Raw genomic sequence first — 16,984 nt, 5'->3', positions numbered from 1 at the left:
AGCGGGGCTTTTTGTCCCGCTAATTTTAGAGTTGCCGCAATTATCAAACAGGATGCATATACCAATTTAGGATTTTGGATTAATAGTCTTTATAAAAAGACTGTTCCAAAAATATCAAACAATACTACCTATCCTCATTTGGTATTATGAGTAATTTCTGGCGCTTATTTTTCAGTATAATTATTGCTTTTCCTCTCACTTTTTTGACTTTATCTGCACATTCTTCACCCATTTTAATTACCCAAATTACAGCGGGTGATTTCTTAGAGTTGGGTGTAGATAAGATGCGGCGCGGTGATTATCAGGAAGCAATAGAAAATTTCAACCAGGCGATGCCTACGGCGGTAAACTACGCACTTGAGAAAGATTTGGCTGTCGCTTATAGCGATCGCTGTCTTGCTTATCTCCAACTACAAGATTACCATCAAGCTGTTACAGATTGTACTCAAGCGATAAATTTTGCACCGGATAACTTTGAGGCTTATCTGTACCGGGGAGTAGCACACTACAGACAAGGGGATTATCCTGCTGCCATTGTCGATCATAACCGAGCGATCGCACTTAAACCCTCCGATTTTCGAGCTTACTACAACCGAGCGCTAGCCCGTGCTGGGGATGGGAAAGACTCGGAGGCAATTCTTGACTTTAATTTAGCCCTAACTCAAATTCCCCGAATCAGTAGCTTACTGCTTGCAGATATCTATAATGACCGAGGTTTAGCGCATTTTATCTTAGAAGATACCCAAGCTGCGATGCTCGACTTTAATTTAGCAATTCGTCTCAATGCTAACGATTATAGAGCTTACTTTAACCGGGGTTGTGCTTGCGGACGAAACGGAGATGACTTTGGTGCAGTGCGTGATTTTTCTCAAGTCATCAGACTTAACCCTAGTAATGCTCAGGCTTACGTTAATCGGGGAGTAGCTCAGTATAGTTTAGGATATCATTTAGCTGCGATCGCTGATCTGCAAAAAGCATCTGAGTACTATGAACAGCAAGGAAAAAAAGTTGCTTACGAAAAAACTCTAGATTTACTGAAGAGTTTGCGACAACAAATTTCATTTGCAACGGAAATCGCTCTTTTCTAACAGTGTAATAACTATACAGGGTATGCACCAGCTTGAAAAATCTGTTCGGCAGTTAAATTTAATTCGGGGAAAAGAGGTGAGATAATGCGTTGTTTACCGCCGCAGGCATCGCTACCTCGAAACTGGCTGACTTGGTATTCTCCCTCAATTAAAGTGTAGAGCGAGACAGTTGGTTGTTTAGGGTTGCCAATAAATCGCCTACCGCCTAAAGCAGCATAGTCTACAATCCAGTATTCCGGGATACCTACAGCCTCATAATCAGCAGCTTTTTTTAAATAATCATCACGCCAATTGCTACTCACTACCTCAACTACTAAAGGTATTGATTCCGCTTGACTTACAGTAGATTCTTTTTTAGCTTATTATCCCTGAAGATATCATCTAAGTGCATTAGATGTAGGTTGGGTGGAGCAACGCGAAACCCAACATTGATCGGAGTGTTGGGTTTTGTTCCTCAACCCAACCTACAAATTTTTTTGCAACTGAAAGTTACTAGTTGGGAATCACTGGCTAATAAATTAAATGCTGCATCTTCCCAAACAAGCATCATACAGAACCAACCTCAATCAAATCAGGGTTTGGCAGACACCAATATAATAAATGGTGAAGATCATTTTAATAATATTGAAAAATTGACGGTTTTTTTAGAACCTGATGTTGCCAAAATGTTTCCCAATTCGCAAGCTGTAAATGAAGCTCTGCGTTTTCTAATTAGAGTTACGAGTAAAAATCGTTGAAGCATTTTATCAAGTTTATAGAAAAATATATTTTTCTATAAACTTGAGTATCTTTTTCTTCTTTTATTGCTAACCGATCAGGCGTAACACCATCAAAGAGCGATCTGTAACTGGTAAAGTTTGAGAACCTGAAACTAATTTCCCTCGATCTAAAAAGCGAGGTTCATTAGTGTCAATTACTATCTCCCATACCTTTTCTTGAAATTCATTGGGTAAAGCAAAGTCAATTAACTCATAGTGAGCGTTAAAAAATATTAGAAAACTTTCATCAATAATCCGCTCACCACGATCGCCTGGAGTAGCAATTCCCTGCCCATTTAAAAAAATCTCCATTACTTTGGCATAACTAACTAGCCACTGCTGCTCAGTCATTTCACTGCCATCAGAATTAAACCAAGCAATATCATTAATACCTAAACCGTGAATGGGGCGACCTTGAAACCACTTACGTCGTCGGAATACTGGATGCTGATGGCGAAAATTAATGAGTTCGCGTGTAAAGTCTAATAAATCCGAGTTCGCTTTATGCAAATCCCAATGCCGCCAAGAAATTTCATTGTCTTGGCAGTAGACATTATTATTTCCCTTTTGACTACAGCCAATTTCATCCCCTTCTAATAGCATTGGGACACCTTGAGATAGCATTAGGGTTGCTAAAAAGTTTCGTCGTTGCCGTTCGCGCAAACGCATTACTTCTGGATCGTCGGTTTCGCCTTCTACACCACAATTCCAGGATCTATTATGGCTTTCACCATCTCTACTGTCTTCCCCGTTTGCCTCGTTATGTTTTTCGTTGTAGCTGACCAAATCATTTAACGTAAAACCATCATGAGCAGTTATGAAATTAATACTTGCATTTGGGTTGCGCCCGTTGGTTTGATACAAGTCAGGGCTACCGGTAAAACAGTAAGCAAATTGTCCTAAACTATCATCTACACCACGCCAAAAATCTCGTACTGTATCCCGATATCTACCATTCCACTCAGACCAACGCAGTGGAAAATTCCCAACTTGATAGCCGCCTTCTCCTAAGTCCCAAGGTTCAGCAATCAGCTTCACATCTGCCAAAATTGGGTCTTGATGAATAATATCAAAGAAAGCTGATAGGTTATCTACTTCATATAATTCCCGCGCCAGCGCCGAGGCCAAATCAAACCGGAAGCCATCTACATGCATTTCTGTCACCCAATAGCGCAGACTATCCATGATTAACTTCAGAACTTGAGCATGACGCACATTCAGAGAGTTACCGCAGCCTGTAAAGTCCATGTAGTAGCGAGGATCTTCCTTTACCAAACGGTAATATACAGAATTATCAATACCTCGCAAAGATAGCGTTGGCCCGAAATGATTTCCTTCGCCGGTGTGGTTATAGACTACATCTAAGATCACTTCAATTCCAGCAAAATGTAGTGCTTTGACCATTTGCTTGAATTCATTGACTTGTTCTCCCCCAGTCCCACTAGCACTGTAACTAGAATAGGGAGCAAAATAATTGATGGAATCGTAGCCCCAGTAATTGCTTAATCCTTTATCTTCTAAATGTCCCGGATGAGATAGAAAGTGATGTACTGGCATCAACTCAACTGCTGTAATTCCTAATTGTAGTAAGTGTTGAATTGCAGCCGGATGTGCTAATCCGGCATAAGTACCGCGCAACTCTTCTGGAATAGCTGGGTGTAGTTTAGTAAAACCTTTGACGTGAGTTTCATAAATAACAGTTTTATACCAAGGTGTAGCAAGCAGTTGATCGCCTTCCCAATCAAAAGATTGATCGACCACAACACACTTGGGCATTATTTTGGCATCATCTAGTTCGGAAAAAACTAGGTCTTTTTCCTCAGCGTCTAGAGAGTAGCCAAATACAGAGGGATCGTTACTAAACTCACCGTCAATTGCCTTAGCGTAGGGGTCAATTAATAATTTATTGGGATTAAATCGATGACCTACCTCCGGTGCCCATATCCCATGCACTCTAAACCCATACTTTTGACCTGGGGCAACTCCTGGTAAGTAACCATGCCAAACAAAATTGTTTTTTTCTGTCAAAGGCACGCGAATTTCTTCGTCATCGTTATCAAATAAACAAAGCTCTACCCCTGTTGCATTTTCCGAAAATAAAGCAAAGTTTGTTCCTTTCCCATCCCAAGTTGCACCTAAAGGATATACATTTCCCGGCCATAAAGCTACATACATAAGTAAATATTGAATAATTAGTTTTTCGGTAGATAATTGATTTCGACGTTTTTGAATAATTAGTTAAACTTTAAAGTTACTAATAATTCCTTACAACTATCAACATTAAAATCTAACTTAATAAATAATGTTATTTACTCTATCATTAGTAATATAAATCTCTATTCCTTTAGTTGGAAGTCCCTAATGCAGAGGGTAACAGGCTGAAAGAAAATCTCTCTCCTAAGAGGCTATGCCTGGATTTCTCACAAGAGAGAAATCCAAAGGGTGTGGGAGGTGTGGGAGGATGGAGAAGAAGTCTTACCCCCCACACTCCCCACACTCCCCACACTCCCCACACTCCCCACACCCCTCTTCCCCTGAAGCCTACACTATGCGTGAGAAATCCGGGTGTACACACATGTCGAATTACCCCCCTTAATCCCCCCGATGCATTGGGGGGAAAAAAGAAATCTTGTTCCCTCCCCAATACATAGGGGGAGGGTTAGGGTGGGGTAAAATCCCGGTTAATCAGCTATTTCATACATGTGTATACACCGTAGCCTAAGAGGAGAGAGACTTTGAATTTTCCGCCTTAGAGCGCCAGGAAGGGGGGGAAGGGGGTTAGGTGAATCGTTAGCTTTTCCACATAACCTGAAAAGTCAGATTGTGTTATGAGGCTCTTTATATGCCTCCAAATCATCCGCGATCAAATTCTCTCCCACCTCCTGACTTCTTTAAATGCGATCGCTCTGCGGTTTAACCCATAGTAAATCGACCAACAGTCGCATCTGAACTGGGGAAATATGACAGCGTGTCTTTTGACACGATTTTACTATTACAGCAACAATACTACGTAGTGACTGTTTTGACTTGGTGTGAAAGAGAACGTGAAAAAGGATTTTTTGTTGCTAACAGTTGCTTTACCTTTACTGATAGCATCTCCTAGTTATGCGGTTGAAAGTGAAATTGAGCAGAGAAATACTAATAAATCAACGGAAGTCATTTCAGATATTCCGAGTTTGAGTGAGATTGAGCTACCCGCTACTAATGCCGAATTATTAACTCAAGAATCTGTACCGATTCAAGTTAATCCAGAAGAAACTCAGCCAGAAACAGAGCCAGATTCTACAGATGATGCAGACATTAATATAGAAGCGATCGCAGAACCAGACAACCTACCTCAATCTACGCCAACTTACGTAATCGATCGAGAAGAAATTAAAAAGCAGGGTGCTGCAAGTTTAGCCGATATTTTGAAAAGAATGCCTGGTTTTGCAATCAATGATGCAGGTCATGGTGCAGATATTCACACAGGTACGTACTACCGGGGAGCCTCAATTAATCAATCTGTATTTTTGATTAATGGTAGACAAATTAATACTAATGTCAACATTTATCATGGTGGAACTGATTTAAATAGCATTCCTGTAGAGGCAATTGAACGAGTGGAATTATATAGCGGCACAGCCTCCGCTTTATTTGGTTCATCAGCTTTTGGAGGAGTTGTCAATATCATCACTAAAGAAGGTTATGGCAAACCTAAATTGAGCGCTAGTGCAGAATTTGGCTCATTGAGTTTAAATAATCAACAAGTAACTTATGGTGGTTCATCTGATAAGGTCAAGTACAACTTTAGCTTTGAAAGATTCTTTACAGATAACCGTTACCGCGTCCCTGTAGGTGCTGCTAATCGTGATAGTCAGGGATTTTTATCGAATGCAGACACAGCGACAAGTACATACTTTGGCAGCATTGGACTAGATTTAGATAAGAAAAATTCTCTAAATTTAGATGTTACTGCACTCAGCAGTCGTCGCGGCTTAATTTATTTTGGGTTCCCTCTGCAAAGAGATAGATTAGACCACGATGGTTTAAATGTTGGCTTATCTTGGAAAACTCGGCTAGGTAATGGCGAAAGCTCTAATATTACAACTTCAATTGGTTATAACCAAGATTATTTCAGCACTTATGGGCCTACAGGATCGTTTTACCGTACAGGAGCTTTAGATACACAACAACTTACAGCCAGGGTAGATCATGAGTGGAAAATTACTGCCAATAATAAATTGCGTTGGGGATTAGATTTGAAAAACACCGACTTAACTGGTGATGTTTTGAGTACAAATCCTATTGCTATTGCCAATAACGAAACTGAAAATAGGAGTTTGTTCAATACAGCTTTATTTGCTGTCAATACTTGGAATATTAGCGATAATTTTCTGATAGATTTAGGGCTAAGACAAAGCTTTGACAGCCAATTTGGAAATTATCTCAACCCTAGTGTTGGGTTACGTTATGCCGTCACACCAATAGTAGCAGTGCGTGGAAGTTGGGCAGGGGGACAACGCAATCCTGGGTTGGATCAGTTGTATGTTTATGATACAGTTCATGGTTGGGCACCTAATCCTGATTTAAGCCCAGAAATTGGCTCAACTTGGACTGCGGGAGTCGATGTTAATTTTTCGGAGAATCTGATTGGACAGTTTACTTACTTTGGTAGTAGTATAGGCGATCGCTTGGGAGTCATCGCCGGAAAATGGGCAAACATTGGATTAGTAGATACCAATGGTTTAGAGGCTGCATTGCAATTCAAAATTGCCACTGGCTGGTCAACTTTCCTCAACTATACTTATACAGATGCCCAAATAAAAACAGGGACAGAGAAAGGTTTACAATTAGGTTTGATTCCCTACTCTGTACTGCAAACTGGTGTGGGTTATCAAAATTCAGGTTGGCAAGCTAACTTGTATGTTACCTACAATAGTGGCGCTCGCAGATCCATATTCGCTAACCCTACTGACAAGCCTACAGATTTTGCACCGTCTTTCGTCAATTTAGATTTGAGTGGGCGTATACCTCTAACTAGCAATTTAGGACTAACAGTTTACTTAGAAAATCTACTGGGTGAGCAATATGAGCGAGTTAATCGCATATATAGCCCTGGATTTACTTTTCGTCTGGGTTTAAGCGCCAATTTTTAGGTATTCAATGTAGAGATTTTCTCATTGCAAAGTCTCTACATTCTTATGTCTTGTCACATGATTTGGAAAACCTCACTTTCCTACCAGGCTAGAATGTTAGGTTTGATAGCATTTTTTTAGTAAAGGCAACGCACTACGATACAACACAGTGCGTTAAGCTAAAGCCATTATGGCCCTACTTAAAATTTATTTTTAATCTAAAATCTAAAATTGTTATGAGAGCCAGAATTGAAAATAAAATACTTTTCATACACCACGAAGATTTACCAGAGTTTAAGAAGGGTGGTTCGGTGGTAAGAAACTCTTATTTTTGGGCACTACGTTCAATTGCTGGTCAAGCTTCACGTTATCGTGATTGGGAATACGAACCAGAGGTTTGGCTAGCGCTTTCACGAATGCTTTTGTCGTTTGCGGAATCTGGATATTTGGGTACTAGAGAAACTTTGCTAGAGTTTCCATTATCTCAAGGAGAAATTCCTAATTTATTGCGAGATATTTCCACTTGGGAGTAGGGATGTATAGCTGTCATTGTTATTAACAAATACTTTACCAACTTCTGGTTAAAATTGATTAAAATTAGAGATATTAAGCTATTGCTAGAAACATTTGTATCTTCTAATTTGTAACCACCGATTTTAATATCTCGAAACATGGCTTCTACATAGATGCGTAGCTGCTGATTGCAGAGTGCGAGCGATCGCTATATATTTCTATTAAGGATTCAAACAAAGAAATGCAAAAAGTGGGAAAAAGGTGGGCTGCTGCCCACCCTAAACCATTATTTACTTAGCAATACTTTAAACAGGTGCTTCAGTCGCAGACTTACCAACTAGCATTGCGGTATTTTCGTCGCTTTCCAGAATACCGAATTCAATCAACAATTCTTCCAGCTCTTCCATCTCAATAGGGGTGGGGACAGTCAGATTCTTGTTGTTGATGATCTTTGTACCTAATGTCCGATATTCATTAGCTTGATTGCTGTCAGGTGCGTACTCGTTAACAGTCATCCGGCGCAATTCTGCGTGTTGAACAATGTTGTCACGAGGTACGTAGTGAATCATTTGGGTGTTCAAACGTTTTGCCAAGGTTTCGATTAAATCGATTTCTCGGTCAACGTTACGGCTGTTACAAATCAGACCACCCAAGCGCACGCCGCCTGTGTGAGCATATTTGAGAACACCACGAGCAATGTTGTTAGCTGCATACATTGCCATCATTTCACCAGAGGTAACGATGTAGATTTCTTGTGCCTTACCTTCACGGATAGGCATAGCGAAACCACCGCATACAACGTCACCCAAAACGTCGTAACTTACAAAATCAACATCTTTGTAAGCACCGTTTTCTTCTAAGAAGTTGATAGCGGTGATAATACCACGACCAGCGCAACCCACACCAGGTTCAGGACCACCAGACTCCACACAACGTACATCGCGGAAACCGGTCAGCATTACTTCTTCGAGTTCAATATCTTCTACAGCACCGCGTTCAGCAGCCAATTGAAGAACACTTGTTTGAGCTTTACTGTGTAGCATCAAACGGGTGGAGTCAGCTTTGGGGTCGCAACCGACAATAAGGACGCGCTGACCCATTTCAGCCATTGCTGCAAGGGTATTTTGAGAAGTGGTAGATTTACCAATACCGCCTTTACCATAGAAAGCTATTTGTCTAATCTTTGGGTCAGTCATGGTTGTGTTTCCTACAATGATTTAGTTAATGGGTCGTAAGCTTGATGTGAAATATTCACCCTTGGTGTCGTAGGGAAGTAGAGCCTGTTGGCAATCGCACCCTGGCAAAAACAACAGTTAAAATCAGAACATATTTACCCACCAAGCGTAGACGCAGAGCGGCTTGTCGTCAGACATGGCTTAAGAGATAGAGAAATCTAATCTCCTAATAACAAAGCCTTTGAAACTATGACTTCAGCATTATTAGTTGTTGTAATGAATCCCAAATGGTTGCTCAAGCCTCAAGAGTGGTTGCAGCAGGAATTCAAATGAACGCAGATTTGTTCCTTGAACCACACAACCAACCAAATTGCAATCCACTCTTAAATGGTCGTTACAACTTTTCTGATTTTGCTGATGTCAAGTAACCAAGAAAATCTATAGCGCTTCTCGTTTCGTGATTGATGCAGCGATAATTCCAGCCTAAAAAGTAGTAGCTACCAGTGCAGTAATATAATAACTGCACAGACAACATCTGATACTTTGGCTTAGATAATATCTTGGTGACTTTTGACAGTTTGGCTAAATTCCTAGAAATTATGGAACGACACCATTCTGCTTGAAGTTTTCGTTCCAAAAGTCAGCAACTGCTTCAACTTAGTTCGCGGTTGGAAATGTTTACTCCCACAAGACTAAGTTAGTAAATATTCTGTATTTCTATTGAATTGTCAGGCTGTACTAAGAGTCTTTCTTCCCAGACTCCAAGAGTAATTGCCTTTGGCGGGTAATGCTCTAGCTAGGTTAGCCAACTCTTATTGGCTCATACCCAGATAAATTTTGATTGACTTCAAGTTGTTACAAAGGCTACTATCCTACTCAATCTAGTTTTAGATTTTCGTTAAAAAAAGATGTAGCGAATTGAAGGGGACTTACCAGAGCAAAAAAAACTTTCTTGAGCTTGCCTCAAACTTGTCTTGAAGTCTTTTTGTGCTTTCACTCGTTTTGATTCCTATAAAAACCATAACATACATCTCACTAATTAATTTGCCGAATCTCAAATTATTTATCTATTTAATAAAAAATTATCCTTAGAACCTTTAATAGTCATAGGTTACACCCTCGCTATTAGCTAGTTAATGAAATTATTTATTATAGCCAATATGTGCATTTAGATACTTTGGAAATTTGATAAAAGTATTTAAAAATAATGTTTGATAAAGAAAAGAGAAATTCTTATTTTTGCAGTCAAAATTATTGTAAATAAAGTAGATTAAATAACTCACAAAATTTCACACAGTAATAAGTAGAAGGGCTTATGTCGAAACCGGCCTTTCTTTTAAAAAACGCTCAAACACTTGATCTAGAAACAGCCTAGTACAACATGGCGGAAATAAACCAATCATTCCAAATCAACGAAACCCTTATGCTGGATTCATTTTTAATTTTTAATTTTTAATTTTTAATTCCGCCTTGCGGTACTAGCTGTTCCCTATCTAGCAACTATATTTTTTCAACTAACTATAACTTGAGGGAAATTACAAGACCTTGAAAGGGCCGATCATATAGAACTAACAGTCTCCCTAGCAGCTTCTCGCAGGCGCTCCACATCGCGCATCGGTGGCGCACCAAAAAGCCGCTTGTACTCTCGGTTGAAGTGCGAGGCATCTTCGTACCCCACTCGATAGGCAGCACTGGTAGCATCAAGCTTTTCCCCCAGCATAAGACGGCGAGCCTCCTGGAGCCGCAGTTGCTTTTGGTACTGCAAGGGACTCATGGCAGTGACAGACTTGAAGTGATGGTGAAAGCCCGAAACACTCATTCCCATTTCTCGTGCGATGTTTTCAATCTTGATCGGCTCGTTAAAGTCTTTACGAAGTCGCTCGACGGCTCTGGCGATGTGGTAGGTGTAGCCACCCAGAACTGCAATATGACGGAGCCGATTACCTTGCTCTCCCATCAGGAGTCGGTAAATGATTTCCCGCTTAATCAGTGGTGCGAGAACATGAGCTTCAGCAGGGGAATCTAAAAGTCTGACAAGTCGCACCACAGCGTCCAACAGATTTGCATTCAATGGACTTACGTCAATCGCTTTCACGTCAGCACCGCTGCGCGATGAGGGATACCCTGCTTCGACCATGACTGAGCCAACGAGGGTGGGGTCGAGATCGAGGCGAAGACTAAGGTACGGTTGCGCCTGGGACGCTTCCAGAATTTGGCTGATAATTGGCAGTTCGACCGTAGCCAGCAGATAATGCATCGGGTCGTACTGATAGCGATCGCTACCCAAAAGAACTTCTTTGCTGCCCTGAGCGATCGCACAAAAGGCAGGAATAGAAACACTATGAAGGCATTCCGAAGGCGAGGAGGCGCGGTTGAAGTGCAAACCTTTGAGCGGCTCAATTGTCCCATCATGAGGAATTGCGTGTGCGATACGCTCTTTCAGTTCGTCTCTGTTGGCTTGCGCTCTGTCTGCCTCGCGCTTTGCCTGCGGGTCGTTCATTAAATCGCGATCGGACTTTTCACTCGTTTTGGCAGGGTTCATTTCTAATTTTGCAGAATTGTACAACGATCTTAGACGATTGTTCTATTACTTGTTCTTCAATCTTCCTAGAATGAAGCTAAAGCAATGAAAAAAGATTTCGGCTTCTTATAAGCATTCTGGATTTTTATTCAAGAGAAAAATCAGTTTTGATTGGGCAAGAGACTCACCTTCTAGCCACCAAAATTGCATCAAGTGAAGGAATTAAAAAAATGGATATCAAAAGAAGTGGCTCACAGCCTTCTGCCAAAGGGCCGGCTGATTATTTTACCGGCACTGTCCGCATCGATCCCCTATTCGAGGCGCACGATCCAGCACGCACGTCTGGAGCCAGTGTCACGTTTGAGCCTGGCGCTCGGACAGCATGGCACACCCACCCATTGGGACAAACTCTGATTGTCACCGCTGGTTGCGGTCTCGTACAACGCTGGGGCGGCGCGATCGAGGAAATTCGACCGGGGGATGTCGTCTGGATCTCGCCAGGTGAGAAGCATTGGCACGGTGCCACACCAACCACGGCGATGACGCACACCGCCATTCAGGAATGGCTCGATGGCAAGCCCGTGGACTGGATGGAACAGATCAGCGACGAACAATACAGCATTTGATTAAGTCCGAGTCAAAGGAAAATAATTATGAACAAAGTCTGGTTTATTACAGGTGCCGGCAGCGGCATTGGCACCGGAATCGCCAAGGCGGCATTGCAGGCTGGCGATCGTGTAGTCGCGACCGGCCGAAACCTCGACAAAGTGCGTAATGCCTTGCGCGATGTTGCAAGCGAGAATCTGGCATTTGTCCAGTTGGACGTTGCGGACGAGGTACAGGCGAAAACAGCCGTCGAGGAGGCGGTGAAGCGGTTCGGTCGGATCGACGTTTTGGTTAACAATGCGGGCTACAGCCTGCTTGGTAATTTTGAAGAGATGACCACAGCCGAGATCGAACGCCAGTTCGCTACGAACTTCTATGGTGTGGTGTATGTCATGCGCGCGGTGCTGCCGGTTATGCGTCAGCAGCGGTCGGGCCACATCATCAACATCAGCTCCGTTGCTGGCGTTGTCGGGTTTAAGCACTGTGCCGCCTACGCCGCATCGAAGTTCGCGGTCGAGGGCATCTCGCTGTCGGTCGCAGTCGAGGTCGAGGGGTTCGGCATCAAGATGACGGTCGTCGAACCTGGCTTCTTCCGCACGGATCTGCTGAACGACCAGAATGTCAGATGGCCCAGCAACGCCATCGAAGACTATGCCGCCGAGGGCAATGTCCAAGAAACGTGGTCGGTCTACAACGGTACGCAGCAGGGCGATCCGGCAAAGTTGGGCGATGCTCTGGTCAAAATCGCCAGAATGGATAATCCGCCGAAGCTGTTCGTTGCCGGCAGCGACGCCCTCGCGGCGATCGCGCCGGCTGTCGAGGAACGCTTGCAGGCGACGCGCGCCCATGAAGAGCTATCGAAATCAACAGACGGTTCCTTCTAGCGATCGCGCAAGAAGCATCTTCATCAAATCTACGGATCTGCAACACTTCACAAATTTGCACTGTCAGAAAAATCCTACATGCAAAACAAAGGTTTTAAGGAGAAAAATAGTGACGACGAACGAGAATGCAAAGTACACAGGAAAAGTTGCGTTTGTAACCGGGGCAGCGAACGGCATCGGTCGAGCTACGGCGCTGGCATTTGCCCGCGAGGGCGCTAATGTAGTGGTCGCCGACGTTTCAGAACAGGGCAATCAAGAAACGGTTCGCACGATCGAAGAACTCGGCGGACGAGCGATCGCCGTCAAGTGCAACGTAACGCAAGCCGAGGACGTGAAGGCAGCTCTTTCCAAGACCATCGAGACCTTCGGGCGGTTGGACTTTGCTTTTAATAACGCTGGTGTGGAGCAGAAAAAGGCAGCAACAGCGGAAATCGAAGAGGAAGAGTGGGATCGGATCGTAGACATCGACCTGCGCGGCGTTTTTCTGTGCATGAAGTATGAAATTCCACTGCTACTCAAACAAGGCGGCGGCGCGATCGTGAACACATCATCAGGTGCCGGGGTCATAGGCATCAAGGGCGGAGCCGCATACACCGCCGCAAAACACGGCGTAATCGGACTCACCAAGTCGGCGGCTCTCGACTATGCCTCGCAGAACATCCGCGTCAACGCCGTTGCCCCCGGTTACATTGACACACCGATGATGGATCGCTTCACTGGCGGCACTGCTGAAGGACGCAAGCAGGTAATCTCGGAGGAGCCGGTCGGACGGATGGGCCAGCCCGAAGAGATTGCCAATGCCGTTGTCTGGCTGTGTTCAGACGCGGCTGCCTTCATCATCGGACACACCTTGGTCGTCGATGGCGGTCAAACGGTGCAGTGATTGTTAGTCGCCAACCGTGACACCGTTGCAGTGAGTGGAGATCCCGCTAGGCAGACGCGTCGAACCGTCGGCGTGCCCTTAGCCGCTGATTGGCAAGTCCGCTGTTGCGGAACTCAATAGTTACTCAACAAAAAGAGGAAAAAGATGATTAAAGACAAAGTTGTGATTATTACCGGCGCATCATCAGGCATTGGTGAAGCAACTGCGAAATTGCTTGCAAGCAAAGGCGCTAAAGTCGTATTGGGCGCGCGGCGCGATCGCCAATTGAAACAACTGGTTGATGAAATTCAAAAAGCAGGCGGACAGGCAGTCTATCAAGTGATGGATGTGGCTAACCCATCTGATAACGCTGCGATCGTCAAGCTTGCCAAGGAAACATTTGGAGGTGTCGATGTTATTTTCTTGAACGCTGGCATCATGCCAAATTCTCCACTCTCTGCATTGAAAACGGATGAATGGAATCAAACAGTTGATATCAATATCAAGGGTGTACTCAATGGTATCGCTGCTGTGTTGCCAACGTTTATTAGCCAAAAGTCTGGGCATGTTATCACAACTTCATCGGTTGCTGGGTTAAAAGCTTATCCAGGTGGTGCAGTGTATGGTGGGACGAAATGGTTCGTGCGCGATTTCATGGAAGTTCTACGCATGGAGTCTGCTCAAGAGGGGACTAACATTCGTACTGCGACAATTTATCCTGCGGCAATTAACACTGAGTTGTTAAATCAGATTACCAGCCAAGATATGGCTGAAAAAATGACCCAGTTGTATGAGCAATATGGCATCTCACCCGATCGAGTAGCCAATATTGTGGCGTTTGCAATTGACCAGCCAGAAGACACAAACGTGAACGAATTTACGATTGGCCCAACCACGCAGCCTTGGTAAAAATAGTGCTGGTGGTAGTGTTACGTTCGAGCTTGGTGCGCTACAACAAAGCATTATCGCCATCGCCACCTTCACCGTCAACAGCGATGACTCATATCGCCACTCAGGAGGTACTCGACGGCAAGCCCGTGGACTGGATAAAAAAGGTCAGCGAGGAACAATACCAGACGTGACCGTGAAGTAAGACAGATTTAACCTTTAAATCAAAGACAGGAGTTCAAAAAATGCAGAAACGCAAACTTGGAAACAGTAATTTGGAAGTCTCGACTATTGGTCTGGGCTGTATGGGAATGAGCTTTTCTTATGGCCCGCCCAAAGACACGCAAGAGATGACCGCTCTTCTGGGGGCCGCTATCGATCGCGGCATTACATTCTTTGACACCGCCGAGGTCTACGGCCCGTTCCTAAACGAAGAGCTTGTAGGTGAAGCCCTCGCTCCCTTCCGCGATCGAGTGGTCATCGCTACCAAATTCGGATTCGATATCAGTCCGAATTCCGATCCCCGTGGCATGAAGGGTTCACCCGGACTGAATAGCCGACCGGAGCATATTAAGGAAGCCGTGGAGGGTTCGCTCAAGCGACTCAAGGTGGAGGCGATCGACTTGCTCTATCAGCACCGGGTTGACGCGAATGTGCCGATCGAAGACGTGGCAGGAGCGGTGAAGGAACTGATTCAGTCAGGTAAGGTGAAGCACTTTGGACTCTCGGAAGCAGGAGTGCAAACGATCCGTCGCGCCCACGCCGTTCAGCCGATCGCTGCTCTCCAGAGCGAGTACTCACTGTGGTGGAGAAAGCCTGAAGCGGAAGTGATACCGACCCTGGAGGAACTTGGCATCGGCTTTGTGCCCTACAGCCCGTTGGGCAAGGGGTTTCTTACGGGCAAGATCGACGAAAGCACAACCTTTGACAGTTCCGACTTCCGCAGCACCCTGCCTCGCTTTACACCGGAGGCTCTCAAGGTGAATCAAGCCCTGATCGATCTGCTCGGCAGCATCGCCGAACGGAAGCAGGCGACACCTGCTCAAATTGCGATCGCCTGGCTGCTGGTCCAGAAGCCGTGGATTGTTCCGATCCCAGGCACCACAAAGTTGCATCGTTTGGACGAAAACATCGGCGCAGTCTCAGTCGAACTCACGCCCGACGATCTGCGTGACATCGATGATGCCGCGTCCAAGATTGCAGTACAAGGCGCTCGTTATCCCGAAAAACTGGAGCAAATGACCGGTCGTTAAACTGGTACTAAGTTAAGCCGTATAGTAGGCAGCGTAAGGGTTGCAGTAAGAGTTTGCAACAAAGCACTTTACTCAAAAGTTCCTCATCCTCTTATTTGCTCCCCTGCTCCCCTGCTCCTCTGCTCCCTTGCTGCCCCGACACATTTACCTTTTCCTAGTGCCATTCTGTGCTGACACCTCTGCAACTAGCGCTTGTGATGATTTCGCATGGATTTATGAATCTTCTTCCATCGTTCTTTCTCAGCTAATTGTGCCCTTTGGTCTTGTTTGCGGTTAAGGTAGTCGAGTTCTTTTTGTAACTTTTGGTAGCTAAGAAATCTAGAATAATCAAGTTCTCCCTCAGCCAAAGCCTGCTGCACGACACAACCCGGTTCGTTATTGTGCTGACAATTGCGGAAATGGCATTCTTGCGCCAAGGTTTCGATGTCTGCAAAAGTTTCTTGCAAACCTTCATCACCTGCCCAAATTTGGATTTCCCGCATTCCTGGAGTATCAATAATTAATCCGCCAGTAGAGAGCAAAATCAACTCACGATTAGTTGTTGTGTGTCTACCTCGGTCATCACCTTGCCGCACTGGTTGAACAACTTGCACAGATGCACCTTGCAGTTGGTTGGTGATGGTGGATTTACCAACACCAGAAGACCCTAACAAAGCAACTGTTTGTCCTGGTTGCAAGTAAGGTTTTAAGGCATCCAATCCTTGATGATTGGTGGCACTTAAAACTACAATTGGTACACCCAAAGCAACTGCTTCTACTTGGGTTAAATACTCTTCTAGAGAATTGCACAAATCTGCTTTGTTTAACACAATTACCGGATTTGCACCACTTTCCCAAGCCAGAATCAGATAACGCTCAACTCTTCTTGGGTTAAAATCGCCATCCAATCCTGAGACTAAGAAGACTGTATCAATATTCGCTGCAACAATTTGTTCTTCTGTTTTACTACCCACCGTCTTGCGAGAAAATTTGCTTTTCCTGGGTAAAATCTCGTTGATAGTGGCTCGTTTTTCAGATTCTCTGACACTAATCGCAACCCAATCTCCAACGGCGGGAAAATCTTGTGCTTGAGAAGCACGATGCCGCAATTTACCTGAAACTTCTGCTGAAAGTTCCCCTTGTTCGCTATAGAGGGTGTAAGTATTTCTGTATTCAATAGCAACCCTACCAACGCTAAATCCTTGTAAGCGATAGGATTCAAAGCTGCGAGCAAAAAAGTCACTCCAGCCTAAATAATCCAAATTCATTGATGTTTCCTCGATGTGTGCTACTTGTTTTGCACAAGGTTCCACAGAGGAAGACACTTCTATGCAGGAGAA

Annotated in this window: 14 protein-coding genes and 1 pseudogene; 9 read left to right on the top strand and 6 right to left on the bottom strand. The window is 44.2% G+C overall.

What is annotated here, in order from left to right:
- Positions 1-146: 146 nt before the first annotated feature.
- Entirely contained in the window at positions 147-1,088 is a 942-nt protein-coding gene (locus V7K84_RS19185; protein ID WP_334840322.1) for a tetratricopeptide repeat protein, read from the top strand.
- Between the two features lie 11 nt (positions 1,089-1,099).
- Here the strand turns inward: V7K84_RS19185 and V7K84_RS19180 are convergent.
- Positions 1,100-1,444, bottom strand: a pseudogene (locus V7K84_RS19180) (Uma2 family endonuclease); the annotation flags it as partial.
- 84 nt (positions 1,445-1,528) lie between these two features.
- Here V7K84_RS19180 and V7K84_RS19175 point away from each other — a divergent pair.
- The gene (locus V7K84_RS19175) at positions 1,529-1,825 is read left to right on the top strand and encodes a hypothetical protein (RefSeq protein WP_334840321.1); all 297 of its coding nucleotides are present in this window, start codon (positions 1,529-1,531) and stop codon (positions 1,823-1,825) included.
- 69 nt (positions 1,826-1,894) lie between these two features.
- Here the strand turns inward: V7K84_RS19175 and glgX are convergent, their stop codons facing one another.
- Entirely contained in the window at positions 1,895-4,021 is a 2,127-nt protein-coding gene (glgX, locus tag V7K84_RS19170) for a glycogen debranching protein GlgX (protein WP_334840320.1), read from the bottom strand.
- Positions 4,022-4,890: 869 nt separating this feature from the next.
- On the opposite strand from glgX, the gene V7K84_RS19165 reads away from it, so the two are divergent.
- Entirely contained in the window at positions 4,891-6,984 is a 2,094-nt protein-coding gene (locus tag V7K84_RS19165) for a TonB-dependent receptor plug domain-containing protein (RefSeq protein WP_334840319.1), read from the top strand.
- Between the two features lie 215 nt (positions 6,985-7,199).
- Positions 7,200-7,496: a hypothetical protein gene (locus V7K84_RS19160; protein ID WP_334840317.1), complete on the top strand. Its 297-nt coding sequence runs from the start codon at positions 7,200-7,202 to the stop codon at positions 7,494-7,496.
- 285 nt (positions 7,497-7,781) lie between these two features.
- Here the strand turns inward: V7K84_RS19160 and nifH are convergent, their stop codons facing one another.
- The 3 genes from nifH to V7K84_RS19145 all read right to left on the bottom strand — a co-directional run bounded on the left by nifH (position 7,782) and on the right by V7K84_RS19145 (position 11,193).
- Complete coding sequence (nifH, locus tag V7K84_RS19155) at positions 7,782-8,672, bottom strand: nitrogenase iron protein (protein WP_292813859.1); 891 nt, start codon at positions 8,670-8,672, stop codon at positions 7,782-7,784.
- 373 nt (positions 8,673-9,045) lie between these two features.
- Positions 9,046-9,288, bottom strand: coding sequence for a hypothetical protein (locus V7K84_RS19150; protein ID WP_334840314.1), 243 nt, complete (start codon positions 9,286-9,288; stop codon positions 9,046-9,048).
- 921 nt (positions 9,289-10,209) lie between these two features.
- Positions 10,210-11,193: an AraC family transcriptional regulator gene (locus tag V7K84_RS19145; RefSeq protein WP_334840312.1), complete on the bottom strand. Its 984-nt coding sequence runs from the start codon at positions 11,191-11,193 to the stop codon at positions 10,210-10,212.
- A 209-nt stretch (positions 11,194-11,402) separates the two neighbouring features.
- On the opposite strand from V7K84_RS19145, the gene V7K84_RS19140 reads away from it, so the two are divergent.
- The 5 genes from V7K84_RS19140 (at position 11,403) to V7K84_RS19120 (ending at position 15,665) form a co-directional block, all read left to right on the top strand.
- Positions 11,403-11,798 carry a (R)-mandelonitrile lyase gene (locus V7K84_RS19140; protein WP_334840310.1) on the top strand — a complete coding sequence of 132 codons (396 nt, stop codon included), beginning with the start codon at positions 11,403-11,405 and terminating at the stop codon, positions 11,796-11,798.
- A 27-nt stretch (positions 11,799-11,825) separates the two neighbouring features.
- Complete coding sequence (locus tag V7K84_RS19135) at positions 11,826-12,662, top strand: SDR family NAD(P)-dependent oxidoreductase (RefSeq protein WP_334840309.1); 837 nt, start codon at positions 11,826-11,828, stop codon at positions 12,660-12,662.
- 109 nt (positions 12,663-12,771) lie between these two features.
- Positions 12,772-13,545: an SDR family oxidoreductase gene (locus V7K84_RS19130; RefSeq protein WP_334840307.1), complete on the top strand. Its 774-nt coding sequence runs from the start codon at positions 12,772-12,774 to the stop codon at positions 13,543-13,545.
- Positions 13,546-13,689: 144 nt separating this feature from the next.
- The gene (locus V7K84_RS19125) at positions 13,690-14,433 is read left to right on the top strand and encodes an SDR family oxidoreductase (RefSeq protein WP_334840305.1); all 744 of its coding nucleotides are present in this window, start codon (positions 13,690-13,692) and stop codon (positions 14,431-14,433) included.
- Between the two features lie 224 nt (positions 14,434-14,657).
- A complete protein-coding gene (locus V7K84_RS19120; RefSeq protein ID WP_334840304.1) occupies positions 14,658-15,665 on the top strand; it encodes an aldo/keto reductase in 1,008 nt (335 codons plus the stop codon).
- Between the two features lie 185 nt (positions 15,666-15,850).
- Here the strand turns inward: V7K84_RS19120 and rsgA are convergent, their stop codons facing one another.
- Complete coding sequence (gene rsgA / locus V7K84_RS19115; protein ID WP_334840303.1) at positions 15,851-16,912, bottom strand: ribosome small subunit-dependent GTPase A; 1,062 nt, start codon at positions 16,910-16,912, stop codon at positions 15,851-15,853.
- Positions 16,913-16,984 lie beyond the last annotated feature (72 nt).

Source organism: Nostoc sp., from assembly GCF_036917315.1.
Lineage (GTDB): Bacteria > Cyanobacteriota > Cyanobacteriia > Cyanobacteriales > Nostocaceae > Nostoc.
The sequence above is the reverse complement of the archived record's forward strand: the minus strand, read 5'-3'. Positions and strand labels throughout refer to the sequence as shown.

Excerpts from the sequence above, each read along its gene's own strand:
- V7K84_RS19120 (WP_334840304.1), top strand. The coding sequence starts at position 14,658 with ATGCAGAAACGCAAACTTGGAAACAGTAATTTGGAAGTCTCGACTATT.
- V7K84_RS19185 (WP_334840322.1), top strand. The coding sequence starts at position 147 with ATGAGTAATTTCTGGCGCTTATTTTTCAGTATAATTATTGCTTTTCCT.
- V7K84_RS19145 (WP_334840312.1), bottom strand. The coding sequence starts at position 11,193 with ATGAACCCTGCCAAAACGAGTGAAAAGTCCGATCGCGATTTAATGAAC.
- nifH (WP_292813859.1), bottom strand. The coding sequence starts at position 8,672 with ATGACTGACCCAAAGATTAGACAAATAGCTTTCTATGGTAAAGGCGGT.
- V7K84_RS19140 (WP_334840310.1), top strand. The coding sequence starts at position 11,403 with ATGGATATCAAAAGAAGTGGCTCACAGCCTTCTGCCAAAGGGCCGGCT.
- glgX (WP_334840320.1), bottom strand. The coding sequence starts at position 4,021 with ATGTATGTAGCTTTATGGCCGGGAAATGTATATCCTTTAGGTGCAACT.
- V7K84_RS19135 (WP_334840309.1), top strand. The coding sequence starts at position 11,826 with ATGAACAAAGTCTGGTTTATTACAGGTGCCGGCAGCGGCATTGGCACC.
- rsgA (WP_334840303.1), bottom strand. The coding sequence starts at position 16,912 with ATGAATTTGGATTATTTAGGCTGGAGTGACTTTTTTGCTCGCAGCTTT.
- V7K84_RS19125 (WP_334840305.1), top strand. The coding sequence starts at position 13,690 with ATGATTAAAGACAAAGTTGTGATTATTACCGGCGCATCATCAGGCATT.
- V7K84_RS19160 (WP_334840317.1), top strand. The coding sequence starts at position 7,200 with ATGAGAGCCAGAATTGAAAATAAAATACTTTTCATACACCACGAAGAT.